Origin of the sequence: Frankia sp. R43 (genome assembly GCF_001306465.1) — a bacterium.
Taxonomy (GTDB): Bacteria; Actinomycetota; Actinomycetes; order Frankiales; family Frankiaceae; genus Parafrankia; species Parafrankia irregularis.
On the sequence record NZ_LFCW01000002.1, the window covers coordinates 177,449 to 196,636 of the forward strand.

Below are 19,188 nucleotides of genomic sequence, written 5' to 3' on the forward strand. Positions count from 1 at the left end.
CGGGAACCGAGGGGTAGCGCAACGATGATTCGCTTCGCCTTGCTCGGCCTCGGCCTGGGAGCCATCTACGCCCTCGCCGGCCAGGGCCTTCTCCTCGTCTATCGAGGCTCCGGCGTCGTGAACTTCGCGCAGGGCGCGTTCGCCGCGGTGGGCGCCCTGGCCTTCTACCAACTGCACATGGAGGCCGGCGTCCCAACCGCGCCCGCCGTCGCGCTGGCGCTGGCGATCTCGGGGGCCGTCGGCGCCCTCATGCACCTGGCGGTGATGCGCCCACTGCGCGACGCACCACCGCTGACCAGGGTGATCGCGACCCTCGGTGTGATGGTGGTGCTGCAGCAGGCGGGCCGCATCGTCTTCGGCACCGAGGTGCACATCGTGGGGTCGTTCCTTCCCACCGACAGCGTCCGCCCGTTCGGCGGGCCGGCGGTGGGCGCGGACCGGCTGGTCCTGCTCGCCATCGCGGTGGTGATCTCGGCGGTCCTGTGGCTGGTCTACCGGTACAGCAGGTTCGGCGCCGTCACCGCCGCGGTGGCGGAGAACGAGCGCGCGGCACAGCTCACCGGCCACTCCCCGGACGTGGTCGCCGTCATCAACTGGACGCTCGGTGCCATGCTCGCCGGGGCGGCCGGCATCCTCATCGTCCCGATCACCGGGCTCGACATCAACACGCTCATCCTGTTGATCATCCCGGCCCTGGCCACCTGTGTGGTCGCGGCGTTCGCGTCCTTCCCCATCGCGTTCGCGGCCTCGATGGTCATCGGCATCACCCAGTCCGAGATCACCAACTACGTGAGCGCCGCGGGCTGGGGCGAGGCCGTCCCGTTCCTGGTCGTCGTACTGGTGCTGGTCGTGCGGGGTCGCGGCCTGCCGCTGCGCAGCCACGTCAACGAGGTGCTCCCCGAGATCGGGACCGGTGTGCTGCGGCCCGGCCGGGTCGCGGCCGTGGTCGCGGTGGCGACCGTGGTCATCCTGTCGACGCCGGACAGCTGGACGGACGCGTTCACCACGACCATCATCGGCGCGATCGTCTGCGTCTCGCTGGTCGTGGTCACCGGCTACGGCGGGCAGCTCTCGCTGGCGCAGTTCGCGTTCGCCGGCTGGGGCGGCTACGTGGCCTCGCGCCTCGCCGCCGAACACGGGCTACCGTTCCTGCTGGTGCTGGTCATCGGCGTGGTCGCGGCGGTCCCCCTGGGCGTCGTGGTCGGCCTGCCCGCGCTGCGGACCAGGGGCATCCACCTGGCCATCGCCACCTTCGGCCTCGCCTACTCCCTGCAGGCCGTCCTCTTCCAGAGCGTCCCGCTGACCGGCGGTCTGGAAGGAACCGTCGTCGAACCCGCCTCGCTGTTCGGCTGGGACGTCGACCCCGTCAGCCACCCGAAGCGGTACGCCGTCGTCTGCCTGGCCGCGCTGCTGCTGGCCGCCGTGGCAGCCGGCAACATCAGACGCGGGCGGTCGGGCCGGCGGCTGGTGGCCGTGCGCGGCAACGAACGCGCGGCCGCCTCGCTGGGCATCAGCGTGTACGGCGCCAAGCTCGTCTCGTTCGCGCTCTCGGCGGCCATCGCCGGGCTCGGCGGCGTCCTGCTGGCCTTCCAGTCGAGCTACGTCGACTTCAACCAGTTCAACGTGTTCAACTCGATCGCCGTCGTCATCAACACGGTCATCGGCGGCGTCGGCTTCCTGCTCGGCGGCGTCATCGCCGGTGCCAGCACGTCGGGCGGGCTCACGTCCAAGATCTTCGGCGAGATCTTCCCGAACGGTGACATCAACCAGTACGTGACGCTCGCGCTGGCCGCGCTCCTCGCGCCCACTCTGATCAGCTTTCCCAACGGTTTCGCGGCCCGCATCGCGGGCTGGCGGCCCCCGGCGGCACTCACCGCCCGCCTCCGCGGCGGAGCCAGCCATTCCAGCGGCGGCGCCAGCCGTTCCAGCGGCGGAGCCGTCCCGCCCGCGGTCGCGCACCGGGTGACACCGAAGGTGCTGCGGGTGCAGGACCTCGCCGTCCGCTTCGGCGGCGTCCACGCTCTCGGCGGTGTCTCGATGGAGGTCCGGCCCGGCGAGATCGTCGGCCTCATGGGTCCCAACGGGGCCGGCAAGACCACCTTCATCGACGCCGTCACCGGCTTCACCCGGCTGTGGAGCGGCACCATCCAGCTTGACGACAGTCGGATCGACGCCCACAACCCGCGCCGGCGGGCCCTGCTCGGCATCGGTCGCACCTTCCAGTCGCTGGAACTGTTCGACCAGCTCAGCGTGCTGGAGAATCTGCGCACCGCCGCCGACCCGCGTGACTCGATCGCCTACGTCACCGATCTGGTGCGCCCCAGGCGCACCCAGCTCACACCGGCGGCGCGCTCCGCGGTCGAGATGTTCGCGCTCGCCGACGATCTCGACCGCCTGCCGTCCGAGCTCTCCTACGGGCGCCGGCGCCAGGTGGCCATCGCCCGGGCGATCGCGGCCGAGCCCTCGGTCCTGCTGCTGGACGAACCGGCCGCCGGCCTGAACGAGTCGGAGACCCACGAGCTCTCCGACCTGCTGCGCCGACTGGCGGACGAATGGGGCATCGGCATCGTCCTGGTCGAACACGATGTGCCAATGCTCAACCGGGTCTGCGACCGGCTGGTGGTCATGGACTTCGGCAAGGTCATCGCGACCGGGACCCCGGCCGAGATCCGCTCGGATCCCCGGGTGATCGCCGCCTACCTCGGCACGGAAGAGCCGGAGATCGAGGGGTCCGCGGAGCACAGCGGTTCCGCGGAACCGCCTGAAGCGGTCCACCCGGCCCGGCCGGCAGGTGCGGCGGAGCCGGCCGCCGGCCAGGACGTCGCCGCGGTCGGCCGGGAGCTCTCCGGGTGAACGGAGCCCGACAGCCAGTGAATCGGATCAGGGAAACCGAAGGGCCGGTGTGAGCATGGAAAAAGAAGACATGATCCTCGTCAGCATCGACGATCATTCGATCGAGCCGCCGGACATGTACGAGCGGCACGTGCCCGCCAGGTACCGGGATCTGGCGCCGAAGGTCATCCGCAACGACGCGGGAATCGACCAGTGGGTGTTCCAGGGCGTGGCGACGTCCACGCCCTTCGGGATGGCCGCCACGGTGGGCTGGCCGGCCGAGGAATGGGGCCGTGACCCCGGGACCTACACCGAGCTGCGACCCGGATGTTTCGACCTGGGCGCGCGCGTCGACGACATGAACGCCAACGGCGTCCTCGCCTCGATGTGCTTCCCCAGCATGGCCGGTTACAACGCCCGGACGTTCGCCGAGGCACCGGACAAGAAACTCTCCATGATCATGCTGCAGGCCTACAACGACTGGCACATCGACGAGTGGTGCGCGGGCGCCCCCGGCCGTTTCATCCCGATCGGAATGCTCCCGATGTGGGACGCGGAGCTCGCCGCGGCGGAGGTGCGCCGGCTCGCCGCGAAGGGCTGCCGGGCCGTCAGTTTCCTGGAGGCGCCGCACGCGCAGGGCTACCCGAGCCTGCTGTCCGGCTACTGGGATCCGATGCTGCGGGCCGTCGTCGACGCCGGCACCGTGCTCTGCCTGCACATCGGCGGCGGGATGGGCCTGCTGAAGCTGCCGCCGGAGGCCCCGCCGGACCACTCGATCATCCTGTCGACGCAGATCATGACGCTGGTCGCGCAGGATCTCCTGTTCGGCCACGTCCTCGAGAGGTACCCGACCCTGAAGATCGCCTTCTCCGAGGCCGGGATCGGGTGGATTCCCTTCTACCTCGAACGAGTCGACCGGCATGTGAGGAACCAGGTGTGGCTGCACAACGACTTCGGTGGGCGGCTGCCGTCGGAGATCTTCCGCGAGCACGTGCTGGGGTGCTTCATCACCGACCTCTCCGGGCTCAAGGCCCGGCATGACATCGGCATCGACATCATCGCCTGGGAATCCGACTATCCGCACACGGACACCACCTGGCCCGAATCGCCCGAGCTGCTGTGGGGCGAGCTGACCGAGGCCGGCGTCACCGAGCTGGAGACACACAAGATCACCTGGCAGAACGCGTGCCGTTTCTTCGAATTCGACCCGTTCACGACGATTCCGCGTGAGCAGGCCACTGTCGGCGCGCTGCGGGCCCGGGCCCGGGCCGCGAACATCGACACCACCCGCATGCCGAAGGACGAATGGCGGCGGCGCAACGAGGCCGCGGGAATCGGGGTGCTGGCCCGATGAGTCAGCTCGCGGGAAGGAGTCAGCTCGCGGGAAGGAGTCAGCTCGCGGGCAAGGTGGTCGCGGTCACCGGGGCGACCAGCGGATCGGGCCTGGCCGTGGCCAGACGCTTCGCGGCCGAAGGCGCCTCGGTGGTGCTGCTGGCCCGGGGGCCCGACCGCCTCAAGGCCCTCGTGGACGAACTCGGGCCGGGCACCGTGGGCGTGGCGACCGACGTCGGTGATCCGGACAGCGTGCGGAGCGCCTTCGGTGCCATCGAGGAGCGGTTCGGAAAGCTCGACATCCTCATCAACAACGCGGGCCTGCACCGCCCGTGCCCGTTCGACGCGCTTTCCGACGGCGACATCATGGCCCAGGTCCGCACCAATCTGCTGGGCCCGGTCTACACCTGCCGGGCGGCGATTCCGCTGCTGCGGGCGGCCGGTGGCGGCGACATCATCAACACCTCGTCCGAGGTGACGATCGAGGTCTTCCCCTTCGAATCCGTGTACCGCCTCACCAAGGCGGGGCTGGAGGCGCTCGGCCAGGCCCTGAACCTGGAGTTCGAGAAGGAGGAGATCCGGGTGACCACCCTCATCCAGGGCGTCGCCCTGGGCGAGGGCGGCGGGTCGACCGACTGGGAGAACCACGGGTCGCACAGCGACCTCGTGTGGCCGCGGCTGCAGGAGGAGGGCACGATCCGCCGGGTCATGGGCAAGCACGGCGGCCAGACCGTCGAAAGCGTGGCAGACGTCCACGTCTTCATCGTCACGCGGCCGCGCGGCCAGAAACTCGACGTCATCCGCGCCCGCAGCTACTGACCGTCATTCAGGAGAAGCCGTGGCTGATTTCCACGACGCCGTGCCGGTTGACTGGATCGGTCCGGGCGAGACCGCGACCGTCATCGTCGACGGATTCCCGGTGGCTGTCGCCAACGTCGACGGCGAGTACTTCGCCTTTCAGAACCTCTGCCCGCACCAGGGCAGCGTGCTGGGCGGGCGCCCCCTGGACCAGGGGTGTTTCATCATCTGTCCCCAGCACGCCAGCCGGTACGACGTCCGTACCGGCGCCTGTGTCCGGCCCTCGTCCTCGGACGGGTTCAACCAGGATCTGATGGTGTTCCCGACCCGGGTCGAGGACGAGGTCGTGCAGATCCAGATCTGACCCGCATCTGGATCAGTCCCGGGTGGCTGGCCGGTCGGTAACCACACCGGCCGGCCAGCCACCCGCAGGTCACGCCGCGGTCGCCCCGCCGAGGTAGGCGCCCTCGATCCGGCGGATGTCCCGCGTCGCCTCCTCGGCCGGCCCCGACCACACCACCCGTCCGCGCCTGAGCACGCAGGCCCGATCGGCGACCGCCAGTGCCTGGCGGGCGTGCTGCTCGACGAGCAGGACTCCCGCACCGCGGTCGGCGGCCTCGCGCAGCGCGCGCATGAGACGCGTGACGATCTTGGGTGCCAGGCCCAGCGACAGTTCGTCGGCGAGCAGGACCGCGGGTTCGGCCGCCAGCGCCCGGGCCGTCGAGAGCATCTGCTGCTCGCCCCCGGACAGCAGGCCGGCCCGGCGCCCGAGCAGCCGTTCCAGTTCGGGAAACAGCTCCAGTGCCCGCTCGACGGGCCCGGGACCGATCCGGAGGTTGTCACGCACCGAAAGCCGGGAGATGACGGAGCGTTCCTCGGGCACGACACCGAGTCCACCCCGCACACGGTGGTGCAGAGCCGCCGTGGTCGGCTCGCCCCTCCATCGGATCTCACCACCGAGCGCCGGCAGTGCGCCGGAGAGGGTGAGCAGGGTGGTGGTCTTTCCGGCCCCGTTCGGGCCGAGCACGACGACGATCTCACCGGGCCGGACGTCGAGATCGACATCCCGGACGCAGGGGACCCGTCGATACCCGGCGCAGAGGTTCTTCGCCTGCAGGACGGGAGGCTCTTCCGCGCTCATCTCAATCCGTTCCCTCGAAAGAATATTTAGACCAAGTTGAATTAGTGTGAGACCTCGCACGCGGCGGCGCAACCGTGGCCCGACAGCCCTCCGGAAGCCTCACCACCCGAACCCACCGGGCATGGAGATCGAATCCCCAGGCCGCCGCCCACAGCCACAAGGATCATGGAGTGACTCTTGCATACTTAGACTCGGTTTAACTAAGCTCGCGAAGCGGACAGGCGGGCGGAACGCCCGGGAGCCGAACCGACATCTCCTACCCGCGGGACAACACCGCGCGGACTACACAAGGAGCCACCGCACGTGAGCTTCACGATCGATCTGAGCGGAAGGACGGCCGTCGTCACCGGCGGCGGTCAGGGCGTGGGCCGCGCCGCCTGCCTGACCCTGGCCGCGGCCGGCGCCAGGGTCCTCGTGAACGACTTCGTCGCCAACCGGGCGGAATCGGTCGCCAAGGAGATCGAACAGGCCGGCGGCGCCGCGGCGGCCGTCCCGTTCGACGTCTCGGACTACCAGGCGGTGACCAGGTCGATCAGCGACGCGGGCGTCGACATCCTGGTCAACAACGCGGGTAACGCGGGGCCGGCGATCGGGGACGCGACCGCGCCGGCGTCAGGCGGGCGCGGCCCCTCGGTCAGCCTCGGCGAGTTCACGAACACCGAACCAGCCGACTGGGAGCGCTACTTCGCCGTGAACCTCTACGGCGTCATGAACTGCACCCGGGCGACGCTCCCCCACATGATCGCCGCCGGTCACGGTCGGATCATCACGATCGTCTCCGACGCCGGCCGGGTCGGCGAGCCGCAGATGGCCCCGTACGCCGCGGCCAAGGCGGGTGCGGCGGGGTTCACCCGAGCGATCGCCCGGGAGGTGGGGCGGGACGGGATCACCGTCAACAACATCGCGCTCGCCACCGTCGACACCATCGGGCTCGCGGACATGGCTGCCGGGTCACCCGAGATACAGCGCCGCGTCGAGCGCCAGCTGCGGCGTTACATCGTGCCCCGGCTCGGGCAGCCGGATGACGTCGCCGGGCTTGTCACCTTCCTCGCCAGCCCCGCCGCGTCCTGGATCACCGGTCAGACCTATCCCGTCAACGGCGGTTACTCGGTCAACCTCTGACCACGCCCACCACTGACCGCCCCCACCACTGACCACGTCCACCACTGGCAGGCGCGGCACCAGCCCCCGAAGGGAATGAGAACCGGCATGGATCCCGATCTCTCCCCCGATCAGCGGCTCCTGCGGGAGACCGCCGAGCGGTTCATCGAGGCGAGCCTCCCGCTCGGGAAGCTGCGCGAGCTGATCGACGCCGGCGGTGAGGTCGGCCCGGCCTACCGGCGTGCGGCGGCGGAGGTCGGCTGGTTCGCCTTCCTGGCTCCGGAGTCCCTCGGCGGCGGGAGCGTCTCCGATGCCGGTGTCCTGGACACCGTCGTTCTCGCCGAGCTGCGCGGCCGCTACCTGCAGCCGGGTTCGTTCATCGACACGAACCTGGCCGTGGCGACACTCAGCCGCGAGGGCTCCGAGGAGCAGCAGGCGAAGATCCTGCCCGACCTCATCACGGGCGAGGCGGCCCTCGCGTGGGCCGTCGCCGACCCGTCCGGCGACTGGTCCGGGCCCGCGGGAGCGCACGCGCAGACGGTGTCCGGGGGGTACCGCCTGACGGGGCGCAAGGGGCTGGTGGTGGAGGCGCAGTCGGCGCAGTGGCTGCTGCTGACGGCGAACACGACCGAAGGGCTCACCCAGTTCCTGCTCCCGGCGTCCGCACCAGGCGTCGGGGTGGAGGTTCTGTCCGGGCTGGACCTGACCCGGCGGCTGTGCGAGGTCCGTCTCGACGACGTCGTGGTGGACGACTCCGCCGTGCTGGGCCGGCCCGGCCAGGCCGGTGCCGCCGTCGACGCGCAGATCCGGCTCGCCGCGGTCCTGGGCGCGGCGGAGTCCGCCGGCGCCATGCAGTACCTGTTCGACCTCACCCTGCAGTACTGAGTCGAAAATGACTCAGGGTGAGGCTGTCAGGGTGACCTGGTGGCCGAGCTGTTGGAGCTGGTGGACGAGCTTGCGGGTTTGACGTTCGGGGTCCTGGCGGCGTTGGTAGTAGTCGGGGCCGAGGTCGCGGTAGGTGGTCTGGTCGTGGAGCAGGTGCCAGGCGATCACGAGCATGGTGTGGGAGACCGCGACGAGGGCGCGTTTGCTGCCGCGGCGGGTGGCGATCCGCCGGTAGTGGGCGGACAGGTAGGTGGTCTTCGACCGGGACGCGGAGGAGGCGGCCTCGCCGAGGGCTCCGCGCAGCCAGGTGTCACCGCGGCGGGTGCGGCCGGAGTAGTGCTTGCCGGCCGACTCGTTGTTCCCGGGACACAGCCCCGCCCAGGACGCCAGATGTCCGGCGGTGGGGAACCGGGTCATGTCACCGCCGGTCTCGGCGATGATGATCTGCGCGATGCGGGCGTTGATCCCGGGGATGCCATCGAGGCGGTCGACCGCGGCCGCGAACGGGGCGATCTCGGTCTCGACCTGGGCGGTGAGGTCGGTGATGGTGGCGGTCGCGGCGTCGATGCGGCCCAGCATGGTGGTGCAGAGGAAGGCATGGTGGTCGTCGAACCGGCCGGTGAGCGCGTCACGCAGAGCGCCGATCTTCCGGCGCATTCCGGTGCGCGCCAGGTCCGCCAGGACATGTGGGTCGCGTTCACCGGCGATGAGGGCATCCAGCATGGCCCGGCCGGAGACACCGAGAATGTCGGAGACGAACACCGACAGCTTGATCCCGGCGTCCTCCAACACCCGGTGCAGACGCTGGATCTCGCGGGTGCGTTCCTGGGTGACGACGGTGCGGTAGCGCGTCAGGTCCCGTAATCGCCGGATCGGTGGGGGCGGAACGAAGCTGGGCCGGACCAGGCCGTGTTCGATCAGCCTGGCGATCCAGGCGGAGTCGGCAACGTCGGTCTTGCGGCCGGGGACGTTGCGCATGTGCCGGGCGTTGAGGAGCTGGCAGTCGAAGGCGTCCTCAAGCAGGTAGAACACCGGCTTCCAGTAGTCGCCGGTGGCTTCCATCCCGACCACGGTCACCTGATGCGCGGCCAGCCAGTCCCGTAACTCCAGCAGCGCTGGTGTGGTGGTGGCGAACGTGCGGACTTCCTGCCGGCGGCGTTTCCCCGGACCGGGGATCCGGATGCAGGCCTTCACGTCGGCCTTGCCGATGTCGAGACCGGCGCACCGCTCGACGAGTGTCTCCACTGGCCACCTCCCACCGTGTGTCAGGCGGGACGTCCGGGGAGACCGACCAGGCGAAGAAGAAGCTGAGTCACGTGCTCGCAGCAACAGTCACGGGTGCCTGAAGGCGGCCTCCAGCGTCCGACTGCAACCCGGGCTCACAGCACCAAGTACTAACGACGTCGACCGAACGCCCCACCACATTTTCACCCTGTCCCGGGTGGCCCCACCAGGGGCCATGACGGACTGCAACGCTTGAGCGAACTCGGTGCCGTGGTGCGCATGGAGCGATCTATCGGGGGAGTGCGGGCCGGAAGCCAGGGCTTCGTCTACGGAATCGCCGGCCTCGGCCAGGCGGTACTCGCACTCGACGCATCCGCGGCCGGCCGGCACCGCCGAACCTGGGAGACCAGCCCCGCTCACCAGAACCATGTGCTGGCGATTACCGAACTGGCGGTGTCGCTGGTCGTGGCCACGCGCGCCGGCCGGCTCGAACTCCTGGACTTCCAGCCGGAGCCGGCCTGCTGGCGTACGTTCAGCGGCTCCGCGGTTGAGTCGGTCACGCTCAAGCCTGATGCCTTCGTTCGGCTGGTTATCGGTGACCTCGAGCGCAGCGCCTTCGTCGAGATCGATCTGAGCAGCGAGAGCCGGACCGTGATCGCCCGCAAAGCCCGGGTTTACGCGGCTTACTGGCAGACCGGCCTGGAAGCGCAGCGTCACGGCGTCTTCCCCGAAGTGCTGTGGCTGGTACCGGATGAGCGGCGTGAAGCCCGGATGCGTGAGGTGCTCAGCCGGCTGCCCACAGCTGCTCAGGCGCTGTTCGCGGTCGCGCGCCGCAGCGACGCGGTGTCCTACCTCGGCACGTTGCCGGATGCGGCGACGGAGGCCGGGCGATGACGGTGCGCACAGATCAACTGCGCCGAAACCAGGTGATCGTCGGGGACGCGCTCACCCGGCTCGCCGAGCTGCCACCGTCGTGTATCGACTGCGTGATCACTTCCCCGCCCTACTTCGGGCTCCGTGACTATGGGCATTCCGGGCAAATTGGGCTGGAGTCGAACGTCGAAGCCTGGGTGGAATGCCTACGGGTGGTGGCCCGCGAGGTCGCTCGGGTGCTCAAGCCCGGCGGCAGCTTCTGGCTAAACCTGGGAGACCAGTATGCGAGCGACGCTGCGGAGGGGGCGATCAAGAAGAGCCTGCTGCTCGGACCGCAGCGGCTGGCCGTGGCGCTGGCCGCAGACGGCTGGATCGTGCGCAATCAGGTGATCTGGGCCAAAACGAATCCGATGCCCTCCAGCGTGGCCGATCGCCTGAGCCCAACACACGAGGTGCTGTACTTCCTGGTCCGCGCGCCCCGATACTTCTTCGATCTTGATGCCATCCGAGTGCCGCCGACCAGCCGGCCGCCGCGTCCGCGGCCGGCGGTGGCTGCTCGGGAGTATCCGCCCAGGGAAGCGGCGCCCGAGCGATCCGGCCTGAGCCGCAACACCGGGCTTGATCAGCTGAAGCGTCTGGGTCGGGGTAGCCATCCGCTCGGGCGCAACCCCGGGGATGTGTGGTCACTGGCGACTGGCGGGTATCGGGGCGCGCACTTCGCCACGTTTCCGATCAAGCTTGTGCAGCGTCCGCTGCTGGCGACGTGCCCGGAGCAGGTATGCGCCGCCTGCGGTCAGCCATGGCGCCGTGTGCCGCTCGACCGGCAAGCGCTGCGGCCGAAGATCGGGCAGCTCAAGCCGGACTGCGGGTGCGACAGCGAGGTGGTGCCCGGCGTCGTCCTCGATCCCTTTATGGGCAGCGGCAGCGTTGCGCTCTGTGCGCAGGCGCACGGCCGGGACTGGGTCGGTATCGAGCTGAACCCGGTGTACGCGGCGCTGACGAGGCGGCGGCTGGCGGATGCCCGTCAGCCCCAGGCTCAGCGGTGATGGCAGCTCACCCGAGGTGCCGCGCCGGGCGCCAACGGTCTCCTTGGGGCGCATTCGCGTTCGATTTTCGTGCGTTGCTCGTCTTGTCACGTTCCGTGATGTGTGTAAATATAAAGGGAGTTAACGAGGAAATTTTCATGTCAAGCGGTGCAACGCCCACCCCATTTTCCAAGCTGCTGCGGCAGCGACGAACGGATGCCGGTCTCAGCCTCTACGAACTGGCGAGGCGCAGCGGCATCGATCGTTCGCGGATCAAGCGCATGGAAGACGGGGATATCAAGGTCCCGATCGTCGAGATCGTGCACAAGCTGGCGCTCGCGCTCAATGCGGACATTGAAGATTTCTACGATGCTTGCTGGGAGACGTCGGGGCAGCCGCTACCCAGCATGCCCACGTACTTTCGAGCGAAATTTGACCTCCGATCCGACCAGATCGAAGAGGTTGAGCGCTATGTCGATCGCCTCCGCGAAGGCCAAGGGCCCGGCGCGCCAGGCCGCGAAGCACCAGACGGGTAGCTCCTCGGCGAATACGCCACTCTTCTCTAATTAAAGAAAGGAAACTGCCTATGGATCCAAAAATCCAGAGCGGGCTGCTGCATGCCGTCCGCGAGATCATGCCCCGCCGGGCACTGACGTTTCGTGAGGCCCTGGCATCCGCGGAAGCGCAGGCCAATAAGGTACTGCTCTCCCTCGACGTCACCGAGCCGCCCCTGCCCGATCACCTGATCGAGGAGCTGCCGCAGGTGGAGGTGGTGCGGCGTGCCTGTGACGAGTCGGGGCGGACTGCCTGGGCGCACGGCCACTGGCTGATCCAGCTGGACAGCGGCGACTCGCTGACCCGGCAACGGTTCACGCTGATGCACGAGCTGAAGCACGTGCTCGATGCTCCGCTCGCTGACTGTGTGTATCCCGAGCTGAGTGTGGCTCAGGTTGAACGGGTGTGTGATCACTTTGCGGGGTGCTTGCTGATGCCCAAGCGCATGGTGAAGCAGCTGTGGTGGCGCGGTATCCGGGATCCCGAGGATTTGGCCGATTTCTTCCAAGTGAGCCGTGCGGCTATGGCGGTTCGGTTGCGGGTCTTGCGGTTTTCGTTGGGACGGGTCCGGGCTGTCCGCCATTTGGTCCGAGATTCTTCAAAACTCGCCGGAAGTGGGATATCCTGCCAGGTCCCGTGAATTCGATTTGGGGGCATGGAAAATATAATTCAGACGAAAGGGTGAAAATATGGACGAAAAAGATTTGCCGATCTACACCGAGCATGAACAGGGGCTTGACCAGGACCGGGATGCCCGTGCCCCGGCGACTCATCGTCGTTCGGCGTACGGATCGATCTGGGCAAGTGAGCGCAAGGCCCTGATCGCGCAGCTCAACGGCGGTGATGGGGCTGCCGCTGATGCCCTGCAGTTGCTGCGGGGGCGCAAGCGCCTTGGGGCGGATATCGCCGCCGACTACATGCCGAAGGCGGTCACCTACTACCGGGTCAGCACCGAGGAGCAGGCGCGTAAGGGTGGCGAAGCCTTGGGCTACTCCATCCCCGAGCAGCGCGACGACTGCCGGGCCAAGGTTGCCCGACTCGGGGCAACGCTAGTCAAAGAGTTCGTCGAGGCCGGTGACTCGGCACGGAGCATGAACCGCCCGCAGCTACAGGAGCTGCTCAAATACATCAAGCGGCACCGGATCGACTTCCTGGTCGTCCACAAGATCGACCGCTGGGCGCGTCAGAAGGAAGACGACGTGGTGCTCGGGATGCAGCTGGCCAAGGCGGGCGTCAAGCTGATCTCGGTCAAGGAGCAGATCGACGGAACCCCGTCCGGCAAGCTGCTCTACAACGTGCTCGGCAGCGTGGCTCAGTACCAGTCCGACAACTTGGCGCACGAGGTGCTCAAGGGTATGAGCCGTAAGGCGAAGGGTGGTGGCACGCCGTTCCGGGCGCCGCTGGGATACCTCAACCACCAGGAGTTTTTGGATGGGGCCGACATCCGGACGATCATCACCGATCCTGAGCGTGGCCCGCTCATCCGGTGGTGCTTCGCCGAGTTCGCCACCGGCCAGTGGACACTGCGCACGATGTGCGATGCGCTGGAGGAGAAGGGGCTGCGGACCCGACCGGTGGGATCGGCGATGCCGGCGCCAGTGAGCATCAACAGCCTGTTCAACATCCTGCACAATCCGTACTACATGGGCATCGTGATGTATCAGGGGATGTATCACGAGGGCAAGCATGAGGCACTGGTGGATCCGTCCACCTGGCTGCGGGTGCAGGATGTGCTGAGCGCTCACCACCTCGCGGGGGAGAAAGATCGGAAGCACCCGCATTATCTCAAGGGCACGATTTGGTGCTCAGCATGCGGACGAAGATTGGTGTATAGCCGCAACACCGGCAACGGTGGCACCTATGAATATTTCATCTGCACCGGACGGAAAACCCGGCAGAAGGGCTGCGAGCGGCGGCAGGTCCGGCTGACCGCCATCGAAGCCGGGGTTGCCCGGTTCTATGAGGGCTTCCAGCTCTCGCCGACCCGGGTGGCGCAGATCCGCGAGGCGGTGCGGCAGGAGCTGGCAGTGGAGCGGGCCGAGGCTGAGCGGACTCGAGTGCGAGCGGCCCGGCAGATGACTCGGATCGATAGCGAGCGGCAGAAGCTGCTCGGCGCCCACTACGCGGGCGCGGTGCCCTTGGACCTGCTGAGCAGTGAGATGGAGCGGTTGACCCGAGAGAAGGCGGCGGCACAGCGGGAGCTGACGTCGGCTGACGCCACCTTGAGTGATCTTGAGCTGCAGCTGGAGCGGGCGTTGGTGGTGGCGGGCAGCTGCGAGGAGCAGTACCTAGTGGCGCCGCCGGCGGTAAGGAGATTGATCAACCAGGGTTTGTTCGTCAAGTTGTTCATCGGCAGTGACGGCGCTGTGGAGCGGGTGGCTTTGACGGAGCCGTTCGCGGCGCTGGTGGGAGAAGAAGGAAGCGCCTTCGCCGGGGCCGAGGGTGCGGTGGTTGATCGTGTGGTGGATGAGGATGTGCTGGCGGAGGGTGGCCCCAGCGGGCGGGCGCCTGAGGCTAGGCTGCAACCAGCGGCCGTGTTCGAACGTATGTTTGAAGATGAGGGCGATAGTGGGACAGGGAGGACATGTCTTGGTGTGCATGTCCAATTTGTGGTACCCCGGGGGAGGCTCGTACAGCATCTACGCAGAACCAGCTCAAAACGAGCCTGATCGTGTCGGCCCGCGTACCCGCGCCTATCACGCCCAGTGACGGATCCCGGCCGGTAGCGGCGCGGGCGCTGACCGGGGGCGGTGCCTGATGGCCGCGGATGGCGCCGCCGTGATGGACGGTCCGGCTGGGGTGCGGTCGGCGGCAGGAAGTGACGTGGCGGTCACCCTGGTCACGGTGATCATGATTGTGGTCGTCGGGCTGACGTTCGCCTTCGGATTCGGCAACGTCTTCCAGCTCGGGCTGCGTCTGGGAGTGCCGGTCTGGGTCGCGCCCCTGGTGGCTCCGGCGGTCGACTTGTCTGTGGTGGGCCTTTTGCTGGGCACGCGGCAGCTGGCGTTGCAGGGTGCTCCGCCGGAGCTGCTGCGTCCGGCGCGGCGGCTGCTGGTGTTCTCGCTGGTTATCTTGAGCTTCACTATTGATCAAGGCTGTGACCTGGGTGTTCGCGTCGAGGACGATGTCGTCGACGCGAACACCCGAGATCGTTTCCTGCTGTTCAGCACGGTCCGATCGTTGTGGGAGAGTTTTCTGGGATGTTCCGGCGTGGTCGGCTGTCCGCGTGTCCGGTGGGTGGTTTTCGCTGGTCGCCGAGGGCGTGGGCGAGTTGGCGGCGTAGCCGCTGGTTGTCGTCGGCGAGTTCCCGGTTCCGTTGCAGGGCTGCTTCCAGCCGGGCGAGCAGCGCGGCCTCGGAGGCGCGCTGGCGGGTGGGGACGGGCGGGGATGGTGTCTGCCTGGTGGCGGCGCGGAGGCGTTCGACCTCGGCGCGCAGGTCGGGCTGGGTGTAGAGCCAGGACCGGGAGACGCCGGCTGCGGCTGCCGCGGACCCGAAGGTGACGGGGGCGCCGGCGCGGTCGAGCTCGCGCAGCGCCTGGGTAGCGCGGGCGCGGGCCTGGTCGTGCCGGCGGCGGGCGGCGGCGGTGATGGGGGCGGTGTTGTCAGGACGCATCGGCGACCGTGTCTTTCTGCCTGCTGTCTTCGGTGAGGGCGGTGATGATTTTCTCGAGGTTTCCGGCGACGCGGCGGTTCATCTCGGCCAGGCGCTGCTGGCCGCGGGCTTCGGCGGCGGATATGATGTGCAGGGTCTGCTGGTGCTGCCGGCGGTGTTCGGGTAGGAATTCCGCGGTGGTGAGGAAAGTCGGGCAGGTCAGGCAGGCGTTCGCGTGCGGGCAGTTTTTCTGTACCGGTAGGCCGCAGTAGCCGTTCGGCAGCGCCTGGGTGGCGCGGGAGATCCGCTGTTTCGCCCAGGCCGCCTCGGCCAGGGGCCCGTCCGGGTCGAGTGTCACTTCCTGACCGTGGGCGTTGACTTTGCGGGCTTTTTCCCAGTGGCGGCGCACGGTGGTGTCGTGTAGCCGGGCGTAGTGGGCGGTCATTTCTGGGGAGGTGTGGTCGAGTATTTTCCGGACGACTTCCTGGGGGACGTCTCGGTTTATCAGTCTGGTTCCGAGGGTGTGGCGCCATTGGTGTGGGGTCAGGTGAGCTGGCTGGTTGTGTTCGTCGCGGATGTCGCAGCGGGTCAGCCAGCGGGCGAGTGCGGTGCGGTAGGTGGAGCTGGCGAGTGGTTTCCGGCCGTCCGGGTTGGCTTTCGTCTTGGGAAACAGCGTCGGGGTGGTGTCGGGCCACCGGTCGGTGACGCGGCGCTGCTGCCGGGTGATCTCGGCTTCGAGTTCTTCGTCGATGGGGACCAGCGCCTCCCGTTTCATCTTGTGGTTGAGATAGCGCAGGTAGGGGGCGCCGTCGGTGTCCCGGACGATGCAGTCGACCGGGAGTTGCAGTGCGTCGCCGATGCGTAGGCCAGTGTGGATGAGGATGAGGGTGACGACGCGGCTGGCCGGGTCGTGCCAGCGGGCGAGGTTGTCGGGGTGTTCGACCTGGGCCATGACGTGTTCGGCCAGGGCACGGGGAAGCAGCTGGGGCGGGGCCGGGTAGTCCTCGGTGAAGAAGACGGCGCTCGCCGGCAGCGAGGTGTCCCAGCGGTGCCGGCGGATGGCCTGGAAGAAGGCGCCCAGGTAGCCGATGGTCGTCCCGTGGGACGACTTCCCGCCCAAGGCCTTGTGCACCTCGGCGAGATAGCGTTCGAGGATCGGCCTGTCCACCTGGGCCAGGGAGTCGATGCCCTTCGCGGCGAGGAACACGGCGAAACGCACCAGGGCCGCCAGCGACTGCCCGGCCGCGTTCTCACTCAGGCCGCCGCCGAGCCGCCAGCGCAGCCACCGCTTCGCGAGCCCGCGCAGCCAGGGCTGGGGTATCCGGTCGAACCGCAGGTGCCGGTGGAACTCGGTGATCCCGAGGTTGTGCAGCCGCCAGACGTCGCGGGGATATTCGACGTCCCAGCCGCTGCCATAGGTGAGCTGTTCGATCTGGCGGTGCCCGAACAGCAGCAGGGCCCGGGCGGAGGTGCCCGAGTTCGGTCCGCGGGGCCCGAACCGGTCCCGCCAGGTCTGCTCCGTGTGGTCGAGCAGGGACGTCGCGCCGCTGCGGGCCAAGAAGTGCACGACGGTCTGGACCAGAGTCGGGGTGGTGCGGATCTGCGCGTCGTCGCGGCGCCGCTGGATGACGTACTGCATCTCCAGCCGCAGCTGGGGGCCGAGCCGGCGCAGATCGATCTGCTCGACGCGCGGTGTCCAGTCGCCGTAATCCCGGGCGAACTGTTCGACGTCGGGTTTCCCGGCCTGGCTCCACCGCGACGCGTGGGTGACACACAACGGGACGCTGCCCTGCGCCCACAGGTCGCAGTAGGTCACCCGGCAGGGCTCGCGTGGCACCGAGGGGTCGACCGACGGCAGCTGGCCCAGCCAGGTCGCAAGCTCCGGGCGGCCGGCCCGTGCGTAGACGTGCTCGTGCGCCGTGCACAGGCCGTAGGCATGACGTCCGTTACGGCAGGTCTCCACCCGGCACGAGGCCAGGGGCGCACGGCCGCGCAGCGCCGGTGCGGTGGTGACGAGGAACGACGTCAGGTCGGGCCTTCCCGCGCGCAGCCATCGCTGGTTGTGGCCGACGCACAATCCTTGGCTGCGACTGGTCCGTTCGCAGCCGGCGACCGTGCAGGGTGGGCCGCCGAAGACCGGGTCGGCCGGGTCGATGGTGAGGACCTCGACCCGGAACTCCGCGCGGACCGCGGCCATCAGCGTGGCCGACAGCCCCGCCCGGCCTGCCGCGGGCGCTCCGCCCGCCGGCCTGGAACCGGCGTGGGGGCGGCTCATCGCACATCGCCTTCGTCGTCGTCGCAGACGGTGGCGGACAGCGTGACCCGGACCCGGTTGCGGTAGGCCGCCGCGTGCAGATGGGTCACCCCTGCGCCGGTGCCGGGCTGGTGCTCGCCGAGCGCCAGCGCGGCCCGCCAGGCATCGAAATCCGCCCGCACCCGCGCCGCCGGCACCAGCCCGCCGACCCGGCCGGACAGCGTCGCCCCGGCCGGCCCCACGGTCCAGGCGAGCGCCGGTAGGCCAGGGTGCTCGGCCAGGATCCGCCCCAACTCGGCGGCGGCACGGCGCTGCCAGCCAGCCTGCTCGGCGTGGATGATCTCGTAGGCGGTCACAGGGCCACCTCGGTCCCGGTGAACCAGCCCGCCGCCGCAAGCGCCCGCCGAGCGTCTTCCACGGTCAGGTGCCCGTAAACCGTCTGCGTGGTGGTGACGCTGGCATGGCCAAGTAAAGTGGACACCACTTCGACAGGCACCCCGTCGCGAAGCAGCCGGGTGGCATAGGTATGCCGGTACCAGTGCGGGTCAAAATCGATCCCGGTGCGTTTCCGCAGCCTTTTCACCAGATCGTAGGCGGCCGGGTAGGACAATGCCTGCCCACGCGGTTCGGCGAACAGGTTGACGAACACATAGTCGGAGTCCAGATCCCCGTACTCGCCATGCAGGTAGTCCGCATAAAGGCGGACCAGGCCGGCGCTCACCGGGACCACCCGCCGCCCCCGGGATTTCGACCGTGCACCGTTATCGTTGTCCCGCGGGACAACGATAACCTCGCAGGCAGCCGCGTCGATATCGTCATGCCGCAGGCCCAGCGCCTCGCCGACCCGTATCCCGGTGTCGTAGAGAACAGCGAACAGGAAACGGTCCCGCAGCCGGGTGCAGGCGTCCAGCACAGCCTGCACCTCGGCCGCCGCCAGGACCCGCGGCAGCTTCTTCGCGGTCTTCAACGCGATCGTGCGCCGCGGCTGCGGCCTGCCTTTGCCGATGTGATGCAGGAACGGCTTCCACCCGCCGCGACGGCCCGGCGGCCCCCACGTCGTCAGCAACTCGCCCAGATCCACGCCATGGCGCACCTGGTAGGCGTAGAACGCGGCCAACGCCGACAGCTTCCGGTTCACCGTCGACGCCGACACCGCCGGCTCCACCGACGGCAGCACCGCCACCCGCCCGTCCCGGCCCGCCGGCGACAGCCGCAACCAGGCCACGAACTCGCCGATGTCCTCCAGCCGCACCTCCCGCCAGTCCAGCCCCCGCCACCCCAGAAAGACCCAGTAGTCCTTCAGATCATGGGCGTAGGCCTTGACCGTGTTCGGAGACCGCTCGATATCGCTGAGATAGGCCAGATACCGCTCGACCGGTTCGACCGGAGCGTCGTCGACACCCAGGACAGTCCACGAATCCACCCGGGAACCGGGCAAGGCCACCCGCTGGACATGCATCCGCTCCTCCTCCACCTCATCCACGTGCTGGACGAGGTGGAGATAACCATGTCCACAAGGCAGATCATCGGGCCTCGAACGCCCGTCCCGGACACCGAAGACAGAGCTACGACAGCT

17 protein-coding genes and 1 pseudogene are annotated in these 19,188 nt (G+C 68.6%); 12 read left to right on the forward strand and 6 right to left on the reverse strand.

The genetic code is table 11. The annotated features are described in order from the left end of the window. Positions 1-24: 24 nt before the first annotated feature. From ACG83_RS08365 to ACG83_RS08380, 4 genes are read left to right on the forward strand one after another with little or no spacing between them, the layout of a single operon-like run. Positions 25-2,853, forward strand: a complete 2,829-nt coding sequence (locus ACG83_RS08365) for an ATP-binding cassette domain-containing protein (protein WP_054565621.1) — start codon at positions 25-27, stop codon at positions 2,851-2,853. 55 nt (positions 2,854-2,908) lie between these two features. Beyond that, positions 2,909-4,186 carry an amidohydrolase family protein gene (locus ACG83_RS08370; protein ID WP_054566489.1) on the forward strand — a complete coding sequence of 426 codons (1,278 nt, stop codon included), beginning with the start codon at positions 2,909-2,911 and terminating at the stop codon, positions 4,184-4,186. Continuing rightward, complete coding sequence (locus ACG83_RS08375; protein WP_054565622.1) at positions 4,183-4,983, forward strand: SDR family oxidoreductase; 801 nt, start codon at positions 4,183-4,185, stop codon at positions 4,981-4,983. The genes ACG83_RS08370 and ACG83_RS08375 overlap by 4 nt, the downstream gene beginning before the upstream one ends. A 19-nt stretch (positions 4,984-5,002) precedes the next feature. Further along, positions 5,003-5,326: a Rieske (2Fe-2S) protein gene (locus ACG83_RS08380; RefSeq protein WP_006539186.1), complete on the forward strand. Its 324-nt coding sequence runs from the start codon at positions 5,003-5,005 to the stop codon at positions 5,324-5,326. 69 nt (positions 5,327-5,395) lie between these two features. Here ACG83_RS08380 and ACG83_RS08385 read toward each other — a convergent pair whose 3' ends face one another. Continuing rightward, positions 5,396-6,103 (reverse strand): ABC transporter ATP-binding protein, encoded by a 708-nt coding sequence (locus ACG83_RS08385; protein ID WP_054565623.1) that lies wholly within the window; start codon positions 6,101-6,103, stop codon positions 5,396-5,398. Between the two features lie 303 nt (positions 6,104-6,406). Between ACG83_RS08385 and ACG83_RS08390 the strand changes: the two genes are divergently transcribed. Further along, positions 6,407-7,225 carry an SDR family NAD(P)-dependent oxidoreductase gene (locus ACG83_RS08390; protein ID WP_054565624.1) on the forward strand — a complete coding sequence of 273 codons (819 nt, stop codon included), beginning with the start codon at positions 6,407-6,409 and terminating at the stop codon, positions 7,223-7,225. A gap of 87 nt (positions 7,226-7,312) precedes the next feature. Further along, a complete protein-coding gene (locus ACG83_RS08395; RefSeq protein WP_235497788.1) occupies positions 7,313-8,089 on the forward strand; it encodes an acyl-CoA dehydrogenase family protein in 777 nt (258 codons plus the stop codon). Positions 8,090-8,101: 12 nt separating this feature from the next. On the opposite strand, the gene ACG83_RS08400 is transcribed toward ACG83_RS08395, so the two are convergent. Beyond that, positions 8,102-9,334, reverse strand: coding sequence for an IS110 family transposase (locus tag ACG83_RS08400; RefSeq protein ID WP_054564112.1), 1,233 nt, complete (start codon positions 9,332-9,334; stop codon positions 8,102-8,104). Positions 9,335-9,565: 231 nt separating this feature from the next. Between ACG83_RS08400 and ACG83_RS08405 the strand changes: the two genes are divergently transcribed. The 6 genes and pseudogenes from ACG83_RS08405 to ACG83_RS46535 all read left to right on the forward strand — a co-directional run. Next, entirely contained in the window at positions 9,566-10,207 is a 642-nt protein-coding gene (locus ACG83_RS08405) for a replication-relaxation family protein (protein ID WP_083473099.1), read from the forward strand. Further along, a complete protein-coding gene (locus ACG83_RS08410; protein ID WP_054565626.1) occupies positions 10,204-11,232 on the forward strand; it encodes a site-specific DNA-methyltransferase in 1,029 nt (342 codons plus the stop codon). The genes ACG83_RS08405 and ACG83_RS08410 overlap by 4 nt, the downstream gene beginning before the upstream one ends. Before the next feature lie 137 nt (positions 11,233-11,369). Further along, a complete protein-coding gene (locus ACG83_RS42120) occupies positions 11,370-11,747 on the forward strand; it encodes a helix-turn-helix domain-containing protein (RefSeq protein ID WP_161934725.1) in 378 nt (125 codons plus the stop codon). Between the two features lie 50 nt (positions 11,748-11,797). After that, a complete protein-coding gene (locus ACG83_RS08420; protein WP_054565628.1) occupies positions 11,798-12,406 on the forward strand; it encodes an ImmA/IrrE family metallo-endopeptidase in 609 nt (202 codons plus the stop codon). Between the two features lie 49 nt (positions 12,407-12,455). Beyond that, positions 12,456-14,435, forward strand: coding sequence for a recombinase family protein (locus tag ACG83_RS08425; protein ID WP_054565629.1), 1,980 nt, complete (start codon positions 12,456-12,458; stop codon positions 14,433-14,435). A 112-nt stretch (positions 14,436-14,547) separates the two neighbouring features. After that, positions 14,548-14,838: pseudogene (locus tag ACG83_RS46535) on the forward strand (hypothetical protein); the annotation flags it as partial. A gap of 91 nt (positions 14,839-14,929) precedes the next feature. On the opposite strand, the gene ACG83_RS08430 reads toward ACG83_RS46535, so the two are convergent. Genes ACG83_RS08430 through ACG83_RS08445 form a run of 4 tightly spaced genes read right to left on the reverse strand, consistent with a single transcriptional unit; the run spans position 14,930 to position 19,071 of the window. Further along, a complete protein-coding gene (locus ACG83_RS08430) occupies positions 14,930-15,379 on the reverse strand; it encodes a DUF6262 family protein (protein ID WP_023841883.1) in 450 nt (149 codons plus the stop codon). Next, entirely contained in the window at positions 15,369-17,633 is a 2,265-nt protein-coding gene (locus ACG83_RS08435; RefSeq protein ID WP_051623938.1) for a site-specific integrase, read from the reverse strand. Before ACG83_RS08435 ends, ACG83_RS08430 begins: the two co-directional genes overlap by 11 nt. Beyond that, positions 17,630-17,968 carry a hypothetical protein gene (locus ACG83_RS08440; RefSeq protein ID WP_043591750.1) on the reverse strand — a complete coding sequence of 113 codons (339 nt, stop codon included), beginning with the start codon at positions 17,966-17,968 and terminating at the stop codon, positions 17,630-17,632. The genes ACG83_RS08435 and ACG83_RS08440 overlap by 4 nt, the downstream gene beginning before the upstream one ends. Then, on the reverse strand, positions 17,965-19,071 hold the full coding sequence (locus ACG83_RS08445) for a site-specific integrase (RefSeq protein WP_054565389.1): 1,107 nt from the start codon (positions 19,069-19,071) through the stop codon (positions 17,965-17,967). The genes ACG83_RS08440 and ACG83_RS08445 overlap by 4 nt, the downstream gene beginning before the upstream one ends. Between the last annotated feature and the right edge of the window lie 117 nt (positions 19,072-19,188).